The following is an 8775-nucleotide window of genomic DNA, read 5'->3' as shown; positions in this document are numbered from 1 at the left end:
GGGCGCCGGCCGCGCGAGCTGCGCCTGCCCGGCGCCGACCCGCTGCTGCAGGGCCTGTACGGCGACGCGCCCGCCGGTCTCGACGAGGGCGCGCTGGCCATGCTCGGCGTGCGCACCACCCTGGCCGAGCTGCTCGCCTCCCACGGCGGCCCCGAGGAGCTCCTCGACCTGATGGCCGACGAGTCGATCGAGGTCGACAGGGCCCAGTTGCGCGCGCTGTGGATGGCCCTCGCGGCCGTCGAGCCCGAGCGGGTGGCACCGCCCTCCCGGGTGCGAGCGGTCCACCAGGGCGACATCGTGGTGGCCTCGGCCGACGACGCCGTGGTGGTGGAGGCCCCCGACCTCCTCCAGCTCGTCACCGACCGCCCGCTGGTGCTCGCCCCGTACGACCTGGCCGAGGCGCTGTCCGAGCTGCTCGACCTGCCGCTCGCGGGCGAGCTCACCACCGGCGAGGTCGCCTCCGAGGGCGTGGCACGGCAGGTGCCGCCGGAGGTGCGCTCCCTGCTCCCGGCGGCCCCCGGGACCTACGTCGAGCACGAGAAGCTGCTGGTGGACGGCATCGCCTGCACGTGGCGCTACTTCGAGGGCACGGTCCACTGCACCGGCGTCGACGGTCTGGCGCGCGGCCTGGCCTGGGCCACGGGGCAGTGGAACGACCGGCTGGCGGTCGCCGCCCTCCTGCGCGACCCCGCAGCCGTCCCCCTCCTCCTGGCCGAGGCCGACCTGTCCTGACCGAGGCGGGCCGGGTGACGGGTGCTGTCGTGCGTGCCGGGTGTGCCGGGCGTCAGGACGCCGGGCAGGTGGCGTTCTCGGTGGGGAGCCTGCCGTTGAGGAGGTAGGTGTCGACCAGGCGCGTTACGCAGGTGCTGCCGCTCAGGTAGGCGCCGTGGCCCTCGCCCTCGTACGTGACCAGCACGCCTGTCCTGAGCCGGGCCGTCAGGCTGGTCGCCCACCGGTACGGCGTGGCGGGGTCGCCCTTGCCGCCGATCACGACGATCGGGGCGGAGCCGGTGGCGTCGATCCTCTTGGCATCGTTGCTGCCCGCAGCCGGCCAGTGGGCGCAGGCCGTGACCGTCTCGTCGGTGAACAGGATGGGGAAGATCTTCCTGATCCGCCGGTTGACCGCGGCCGCCTCGGCCCGGCCGGGGCGCTCGGCGCTGTCCGCGCAGGAGATCGCCTGCATGCTGCTGAGCAGCGTCGAGTACGTGCCGTCGGCCCTGCGGCCGGTGTAGGAGTCGGCCAGCGCCAGCAGCGCGGCGCCGTCGCCCTTGACGGCCGACGCGACCGCCTCCTCCAGCATCGGCCAGGTGGCCTTGGCGTACAGCGGGGTGATGACGCCGAGCTGGCCGAGGCCGAGCGTGAGGGCGCGCTCGCCGACCTTGAGCGGCTTGGTCCGCAGCCCGTCCACCAGCCTCTCTACGGTCCGCCTGACCGCGGCGGGGTCGGCGCCGAGGTCGCAGCCCCGCGCCACGCAGTCCTTGGCGAACGCGTCGAGGGACCTGGCGAACCCGGTCGCCTGGATCACGGCTCGTTCCTCGAACGTCCCCGTGGGGTCGTAGGCGCTGTCGAGGACGAACCTGCCGACGTTCTTCGGGAAGTGGGTGGCGTAGACGGCGCCGAGGTGGGTGCCGTACGACAGGCCGAAGTAGTTGAGCCGCTCGTCGCCGACGGCCAGGCGGATGCGGTCGAGGTCCCTGGCGGAGTTGACGGTGCCGACGTGCGGCAGGACCTTGCCGGAGTCCTTCTGGCAGGCCGCCGCGAACTGCCTGAGCAGCTTGTCGCTGTCGGAGCCGCTGCCGGCTGACAGGTAGCGCTCGATCTGGTCGCCGCACTTGACGCCGGCGCTGCGCTCGACGCCGCGCGGGTCGAAGCTGACCAGGTCGTAGCGGGTGCCCAGCCCGGCGAACGCCCTGGCGGCGAGTGCGAGCGTGTCCACGCCGGAGCCGCCGGGCCCGCCGAAGTTGAACACGAGGGAGCCGAGCCGGTCGCCGGTGGCCTTGACGCGGATCAACGCGAGGTCGATCTGGTCCCCGCCGGGCTCGGCGTAGTCGAGCGGCACCTTGATCTTGCCGCATTCGACGGCCGGGTCGGGGGCGGCGGGCTTGCCGTCGGGGCCGGTCAGGCCGGTGCAGGTGCTCCAGGCGACCGTGCCCGTGCCTGTGCTCGTGGCTGTGCTCGTGCCTGTGCCCTTGGCGGCCTTCTCGGCCGGCCGTTCGGTGCTCTTCGCCGTGCCCCGTTCGGCGGGTCCCCCGGTGGTGCCGCATCCGGCGAGAGCCGTCGCGCACAGGGCGAGTGTGAGCAGGGTCTTCTTCATGGTCACCAGCATGACCGGGGCGGTTTTGCGCAGGTAGTGGCGTCAAACAGCTCTTGCCGCTGACTTCCGGGATGGGCGGGGGATGACGAATGTCACCCGCTCCGGGTCACTGTCGCGACCGGCGCCTGCGTACGTACCAGAGACCGAAGAGGCCGAGGGCCACGCCGACGACGCACGTCCAGGTCCACCACCAGTTTTCCGGGCCGGGACGGAAGATCAGCAGCACGACCAGCGCCAGTGCCCACAGGGCGGTGCCGACGGCGACGGCGGCCATGTCGTTCGTCTCGATCGGCTCGGGGTCGGGGTGCCACTCGCGCTTCACGTGTCCAGCCTAGCTTCCGATCCGGTCTCGATACGATTACCAGCACTGTCGGCTGACGGTGCCGCCCTGTCACCCTTCGCGCGTGAGCGACTTCAGGTCCTGGATTGACCGTTACTTCGCCGTCACCGCTCGTGACTCGACCTTCGCCCGCGAGATCCGGGGCGGCCTGGCCACCTTCTTCACGATGGCCTACATCGTCGTGCTGAACCCGATCATCATCGCCAACGTGCCGGACGCGCAGAAGCAGTTCATCGGCGACGGGGCGGGGCCGAACGTGGCGCTGGTCGCCGCGGGCACGGCTTTCGTCGCGGGCATCATGACCATCCTCATGGGAGTGGTGGGCAGGGTGCCGTTCGCGATGGCGGCCGGGCTGGGGCTCAACGTCTTCGTCGCCCTCAGCATCGCCAGGGTGATGAGCTGGGAGTCGGCGATGGGGCTGGTCTTCCTGGAGGGCGTCATCATCGCCGTCCTGGTGCTCACCGGCTTCAGGGTGGCGGTGTTCCACGCCATCCCCACCCAGTTGAAGACCGCCATCAGCGTGGGCATCGGCCTGTTCATCGCGCTGATCGGCTTCGTGGACGCCGGCTTCGTGCGACGCGTGGCCGTCGGCCCACCGCTGGAGATGGGCATCGCCGGCAACCTCACCTCGTGGCCGATCTTCGTGTTCCTGGCCGGGCTGCTCGTCACGGCGGCGCTGGTGGCGGGCAGGGTCAAGGGCGCGATCCTGGTGGGCATCGTCGGCACGACCGTGCTGGCCGTGGCCGTCGAGCGGATCGCCCAGGTCGGGAGGTTCTCCCCCGAGAACCCCGGCGGCTGGCAGCTGAACGTGCCCGCCCTGCCCAAGGAGATCATCGGCTTCCACAACCCGTTCGGGCTCGTGACGGAGTTCGACCCGTTCGGCGCGTTCAGCAGCGTGTCGGTGCTGCTCGCGGTGCTCTTCGTCTTCACGCTGCTCATCACCGACTTCTTCGACACGATGGGCACGGTCGTCGGCGTCGGCCGCCAGGCCGGGCTCGTCGGGCCGGACGGGATGCTGCCGCGCACCCGCGAGGTCCTCCTCGTCGACTCGGTGGGCGCCGCGGCCGGCGGCGCGTTCTCGGTGTCGTCGAACACCACCTACATCGAGTCGGCGGCCGGCGTGGGCGAGGGCGCGAGAACCGGCCTGGCCAGCGTCGTCACCGGGCTGCTCTTCCTGGTCGCCGTCATCTTCGCGCCGCTGGTCGAGATCGTGCCGTACGAGGCCGCCGCGCCGGCCCTGGTCATCGTGGGCTTCCTCATGATGACGGCGGTGCGCGACATCGACTTCACCGACTACGAGCTGGCCATCCCGGCGTTCCTCACGATGGTGGTCATGCCGTTCACCTACTCCATCTCCAACGGCGTCGGCGCCGGCTTCGTCAGCTACGCCTTCATCAAGCTCGTGCGGGGCAAGGCGAGGGAGGTCCACCCCCTGCTGTGGGTGGTGGCGCTGCTCTTCGTGCTCTACTTCGCGCTCGGCCCGATCAAGGCGCTGCTCGGGTTCTGACCCTTTCCGCGGTGTATCTAAGGGTGAGACGACTATGACTTGGGGAAATACCTTGCCGTGCCATATAGTTAGCAAAGGTAATGACTCATGCTAACCAACACCCCACAGCCACAGACAGACCTGCGCAGCTACGCCGGCCTGGCATCCGCCCTGCGCGTGTCGCTGGCGCGGCTGACCAGGCGCCTGCGACGACAGGCGGCGGCCCACTCGCTGACTCCCACCCAGTTCGCGACGCTCGCCGCGGTGGAACGGCATTCCGCGATAACCCCCGGCGAGTTGGCCGAGCTAGAGAAGGTGCAGCCGCCCTCGATGACGCGCGTGATCGCCGCGCTCGAGGATCGCGGGCTGGTCTCCCGCACGCCGCACCCGACCGACCGGCGGCAGGTGACCGTGACCGTGACCGAGGCCGCCCAGAAGCTGCTGAAGGAGGAGCGGCGCCGCAAGGAGGCGTGGCTGAGCCAGCGGCTGAAAGAGCTGACCCCCGAGGAGCGGGCGATACTCAGGCAGGCGGCGCCCATCCTGGAGAAGCTCAGCAGGATATAGAGCCCGAACAACCCAAGACCGGGATGTTCCGGTCGCTCCGTATTCGCAACTACCGCATGTTCGCGGCCGGTGGAGCCGTCTCCAACGTCGGCACCTGGCTGCAGCGCACCGCCCAGGACTGGCTGGTGCTGGAGCTCACCCACGGCAGCGCCGCGGCGCTCGGCATGGCGACCGCGCTGCAGTTCCTGCCGATGCTGATCTTCGGCCTCTTCGGCGGCGTGCTCGCCGACCGCTACCCGAAGCGGCCCCTCCTCATCGTGGCTCAGTCGCTGATGGCCGGGCTGGCGCTCACCATCGGCGTGCTGACGATGACCGGCGCCGCCCAGGTCTGGCACGTGTACGTGATGGCGTTCACGCTCGGCCTGATCTCCTGCGTCGAGGTGCCCACCCGGCAGGCGTTCGTGGTCGAGATGGTCGGTCGGCGCGACCTGTCCAACGCGATCGGGCTCAACAGCTCGATCTTCAACCTGGCCCGCGTCATCGGCCCGGCCGTCGCCGGTGTGCTGATCTACGTCCTCGGGGGCACCGGCCCGCTGTTCCTGATCAACGCGCTCACGTTCGCCGCCGTGATCTCCAGCCTGGTCTTCATGCGGAAGTCGGAGCTGCACACGGTCGAACCGGTGCCGAGGGCCAAGGGCCAGCTCCGCGAGGGGCTGCGGTACGTGCTCCGGCGCGAGGAACTGCTCATGCCGATCCTGCTGATCGCCTTCGTGTCGATGTTCTCCCAGTCGTTCTCGATGTCGATCGCGCTCATGGCCCGCGAGGTCTTCGAGGCGGGGGCGTCCTCGTTCGGCCTGGCGTCGAGCATGTTCGCCGTGGGCGCGCTGGGCGGGGCACTCCTGGCCGCACGGCGGGCCCGCCCGTCGCGCAGGCTGCTGATGTTCGGGGCGATCGGGTTCGGGCTGTTCCAGGTGGCCACCGGGCTGGCCCCGTTCTACCCGGTCTACCTGCTGCTGCTGATCCCCACCGGCGTCGCGCTCATCACGGTCAACACCGCCGCGAACGCCGGCGTCCAGCTCGCCACCTCGCCCGACATGCGGGGCCGGGTCATGGGCATCTACATGCTGGTGTTCACCGGTGGCGCCCCGCTCGGCGCGCCGCTGGTCGGCTGGCTGTCCGAGCTGGGCGGGCCGCGGGCTGGCGTGATGCTCTCCGGCGTGCTCGTGCTCGTGGGCACCGGGCTGGCCGTGCTGCTGACGCGGCTGATCGGCGCGCGGTTCGCCCGCCCGCTGCCCGCGACCGCCTGAGCCGCCGTCGACCGCCTGAGCCGTCGCCGTCGATTGCCTGAGCTGCCGCCGTCGACTGCCCGGCCGCGGCTGTGGACCGCCTGGGCCGCCGCGTCAGGAGACCGGGTCAGGGCCGGGGGCGCGGCCGGTGCGAGCTGGTTGCAGAATCGGATGGCATGAGGCTGTTCGCCGCCGTGGTGCCGCCCGCCGAAGTGCTCGACGAGCTGGAGCGGGCCATCGCGCCGCACGTCGGGCAGGTGCCGGGGCTGCGCTGGCCGGACCGCGACACCTGGCACATCACGCTGGGCTTCTTCGGCGAGGTGCCCGAGGGCGTCCTGCCCGACCTGGAGGCGCGGCTGGCGCGGGCCGTGCGGCGGCACGAGGTCCTGGACCTGGTGTTCGCCGGGTTCGGGGCGTTCTCGTCGGCCCGGCGGGGGCGCGTCTTCTGGGCCGGGCTGTCCGGCGACTCGATGACCCGGCTGGCCGACTCGGTCCGGGCGGGCGCCCGCCGGGCCGGCGCCGCGCAGACGGACGGCAAGCGCTTCCACCCGCACCTGACGCTGGCCCGCGCCAGGACGGAGACGGACCTCCGCCCGCTGGTCGAGTCGCTGTCCGGGTTCGCCGGATCGCCGTGGCGGGCGGAGGCCGTCCGGCTGGTGCGCAGCCATCAGGGCCCCCACGTGCGATACGAGTCACTGGCCGAATGGGCGCTCGCACCCTCACGGCGCGATTAGGCTCCAAGACGTGGACCGTCCTCGCTCCTGGCTGCTGCCCGTCGTGCTCGGCCTCCTCCTGCTGATCGTGGTCGTGGGGGCCCTGCTTACCTGACCTGGGCTACCAGGCGTAGTCCTCGGGCGCCGTGCGGTGGCCCGGGAAGATCTCGTCCAGCCGCTCTAGAGCCTGCTCGTCCAGCGTGATCTCCAGGGTCCGCAGGCTGCCGTCGAGCTGCTCCACCGTGCGCGGGCCGATGATCGGGGCGGTGACCGCCGGCCGTGTCAGCAGCCACGCCAGCGCCACGTACGCCGGTTCCTCGCCGAGCTCGTCGCAGAACTTCTCGTACTGCTCGATCTTGTCGCGGTGCTTGTCGAGCTCCTTGACCATGCGCTCGGCCGCCGAGCGGCCCTTGTCGGTCTTGCGGAGCACGCCGCCCAGCAGGCCGCCGGCCAGCGGGCTCCACGGGATGACGCCGAGGCCGTAGTCCTCGCAGGCGGGCAGCACCTCCAGCTCGACCGCCCTGGTGAGCAGGTTGTAGTGGCTCTGCTCACTGACCAGGCCGAACGTGCCACGCCTGGCCGCCGTCTCCTGGGCCTTGGCGATGTGCCAGCCCGCGAAGTTCGACGAGCCGACGTACAGGATCTTGCCCTGCTGGCGCAGGACCTCCATGGCCTCCCAGAACTCGTCGAACGGCGTGCCCCGGTCGACGTGGTGCGCCTGGTAGATGTCGATGTAGTCGGTCTGCATGCGCTGGAGCGAGGCGTCGCAGGCGCGGCGGATGTTCAGCGCGGACAGCAGGTTGTCGTTGGGCCAGTCGCCCATCGAGCCGTAGAGCTTGGTCGCGACGACCGTCTTCTCCCTGCGCCCGCCGCCCTTGGCGAACCAGTTGCCGAGGATCCGCTCGGTGATCCCCTCGCCCTGCTTCCACCCGTACACGTTGGCCGTGTCGAAGAAGTTGATGCCCAGCTCATGGGCCCGGTCCATGATCGTGAAGGAGTCCTCCTCGCTGGTCACGGGGCCGAAGTTCATGGTGCCGAGGCAGAGCCGGCTCACCTTGAGCCCGCTGCGTCCGAGGTTCACGTAGTCCATGGGTTCAGGCTAGATACCTGGAGCGCACTCCAGGCTATAGGCCCAACCGGGTGATCTATGGGCTTTCACCGAGGGTCGGGCAGGTCCCCGTTGGGGCATGATGGCGGCGTGGGGGATCTCCTGTTCCGGACGCTCGCCGTGGCCTGCGTGACGTGTGCCCTCGCGGTGGCCCCGGCCGCCGCGGCCGTCGCCGACGACACGGGCGAGAAGCTGTTCACGTTCAAGGACCGGGCGATCACCGAGTCCAGCGGCCTGGCCGTGTCGCCCACCCACGACGGCGTCTACTACACCCACAACGACTCCGCGGCCGCGCCGCTGTTCTACGCGGTGGGCGAGGACGGCCGGACCAGGGCGACGTTCCGCCTGCGGGGCGCGCAGGCCCGCGACTGGGAGGCCATGGCCGTGGGCAAGGACCCCTCGACCGGGCGCGCGGTGCTCTGGTTCGCCGACATCGGCGACAACCTCGACGGCGCCTGGCCCGACATCTCCATCTACAAGGTCGTGGAGCCGGGCACGCTGCGCGACGCCACCCTGCCCGCGGTGCGCTACCGCTTCCGCTACGCGGACGGCGGACGCAACGCCGAGGGGATCATGGTCAATCCGGTGACGGGCCGGCTGTACGTGGTGTCCAAGGAGTTCGCCGGCTCGGTGTACGCGGCGCCCAGGACGCTGCGCGCCGACCGGACGAACGTGCTGCGCAAGGTGGCCTCCGCGCCGCTCATGGCCACGGACGCCGCCTACGCCCCCGACGGGTCGTCGTACGTCATCCGCACGTACTTCTCGGCCACCCTCTACCGCCCCTCCGGGGAGACCATCGCCAAGATCTCGATGCCGGAGCTGGAGCAGGCGGAGTCGATCGCGTTCACGGCGGACGGCAGGTCGGTGCTGGTCGGGAGCGAGGGACCGGCCAGCCCGGTCTACCGGGTGCCCATCCCGGACCGGGCGCTCCAGGCGCTGCGGCCCACGTCCGGACCGTCCGGGAAGCCGTCCGAGCGGGACGCCGCGCGGGCCCGGCAGCGGGACGGCGGCGGCCGGCGCGACG

General features: G+C 71.2%; 8 protein-coding genes and 1 pseudogene. 6 read left to right on the top strand and 3 right to left on the bottom strand.

Going from position 1 to position 8775, the window contains the following annotated elements; translation table 11 throughout:
- Window positions 1–732, top strand: a pseudogene (locus tag DQW85_RS32450) (sacsin N-terminal ATP-binding-like domain-containing protein); the annotation flags it as partial.
- A gap of 52 nt (window positions 733–784) precedes the next feature.
- On the opposite strand, the gene DQW85_RS32445 reads toward DQW85_RS32450, so the two are convergent.
- Together DQW85_RS32445 and DQW85_RS32440 are read right to left on the bottom strand one after the other, a co-directional pair.
- Window positions 785–2314, bottom strand: a complete 1530-nt coding sequence (locus tag DQW85_RS32445) for an alpha/beta hydrolase (protein ID WP_162795548.1) — start codon at window positions 2312–2314, stop codon at window positions 785–787.
- Window positions 2315–2420: 106 nt separating this feature from the next.
- The gene (locus DQW85_RS32440) at window positions 2421–2636 is read right to left on the bottom strand and encodes a DUF2530 domain-containing protein (RefSeq protein WP_240197565.1); all 216 of its coding nucleotides are present in this window, start codon (window positions 2634–2636) and stop codon (window positions 2421–2423) included.
- A gap of 82 nt (window positions 2637–2718) precedes the next feature.
- On the opposite strand from DQW85_RS32440, the gene DQW85_RS32435 reads away from it, so the two are divergent.
- From DQW85_RS32435 to thpR, 4 genes are all read left to right on the top strand, one after another.
- The gene (locus DQW85_RS32435) at window positions 2719–4161 is read left to right on the top strand and encodes an NCS2 family permease (RefSeq protein WP_240197564.1); all 1443 of its coding nucleotides are present in this window, start codon (window positions 2719–2721) and stop codon (window positions 4159–4161) included.
- Window positions 4162–4248: 87 nt separating this feature from the next.
- Window positions 4249–4704 carry a MarR family winged helix-turn-helix transcriptional regulator gene (locus DQW85_RS32430; protein ID WP_113703597.1) on the top strand — a complete coding sequence of 152 codons (456 nt, stop codon included), beginning with the start codon at window positions 4249–4251 and terminating at the stop codon, window positions 4702–4704.
- 23 nt (window positions 4705–4727) lie between these two features.
- Entirely contained in the window at window positions 4728–5951 is a 1224-nt protein-coding gene (locus DQW85_RS32425) for an MFS transporter (RefSeq protein WP_113703596.1), read from the top strand.
- 155 nt (window positions 5952–6106) lie between these two features.
- A complete protein-coding gene (thpR, locus tag DQW85_RS32420; RefSeq protein ID WP_113703595.1) occupies window positions 6107–6664 on the top strand; it encodes an RNA 2',3'-cyclic phosphodiesterase in 558 nt (185 codons plus the stop codon).
- Window positions 6665–6764: 100 nt separating this feature from the next.
- Here the strand turns inward: thpR and DQW85_RS32415 are convergent, their stop codons facing one another.
- Complete coding sequence (locus tag DQW85_RS32415; protein WP_113703594.1) at window positions 6765–7733, bottom strand: aldo/keto reductase; 969 nt, start codon at window positions 7731–7733, stop codon at window positions 6765–6767.
- Window positions 7734–7841: 108 nt separating this feature from the next.
- Between DQW85_RS32415 and DQW85_RS32410 the strand changes: the two genes are divergently transcribed.
- Window positions 7842–8775 (top strand): hypothetical protein (locus DQW85_RS32410; RefSeq protein ID WP_113703593.1); only part of this gene is annotated, 934 nt, incomplete at its 3' end.

The sequence above is a fragment of the Nonomuraea lactucae genome (assembly GCF_003313395.1).
Taxonomy (GTDB): Bacteria; Actinomycetota; Actinomycetes; order Streptosporangiales; family Streptosporangiaceae; genus Nonomuraea; species Nonomuraea lactucae.
Note: the sequence above shows the minus strand (reverse complement) of the source record. Positions and strands in the feature narration are given on the sequence as shown.

What these genes read in the sequence shown, in the direction of transcription:
- DQW85_RS32445 (WP_162795548.1), bottom strand. Translation starts at nt 2,314, where the DNA reads ATGAAGAAGACCCTGCTCACACTCGCCCTGTGCGCGACGGCTCTCGCC.
- DQW85_RS32430 (WP_113703597.1), top strand. Translation starts at nt 4,249, where the DNA reads ATGCTAACCAACACCCCACAGCCACAGACAGACCTGCGCAGCTACGCC.
- DQW85_RS32425 (WP_113703596.1), top strand. Translation starts at nt 4,728, where the DNA reads ATGTTCCGGTCGCTCCGTATTCGCAACTACCGCATGTTCGCGGCCGGT.
- thpR (WP_113703595.1), top strand. Translation starts at nt 6,107, where the DNA reads ATGAGGCTGTTCGCCGCCGTGGTGCCGCCCGCCGAAGTGCTCGACGAG.
- DQW85_RS32415 (WP_113703594.1), bottom strand. Translation starts at nt 7,733, where the DNA reads ATGGACTACGTGAACCTCGGACGCAGCGGGCTCAAGGTGAGCCGGCTC.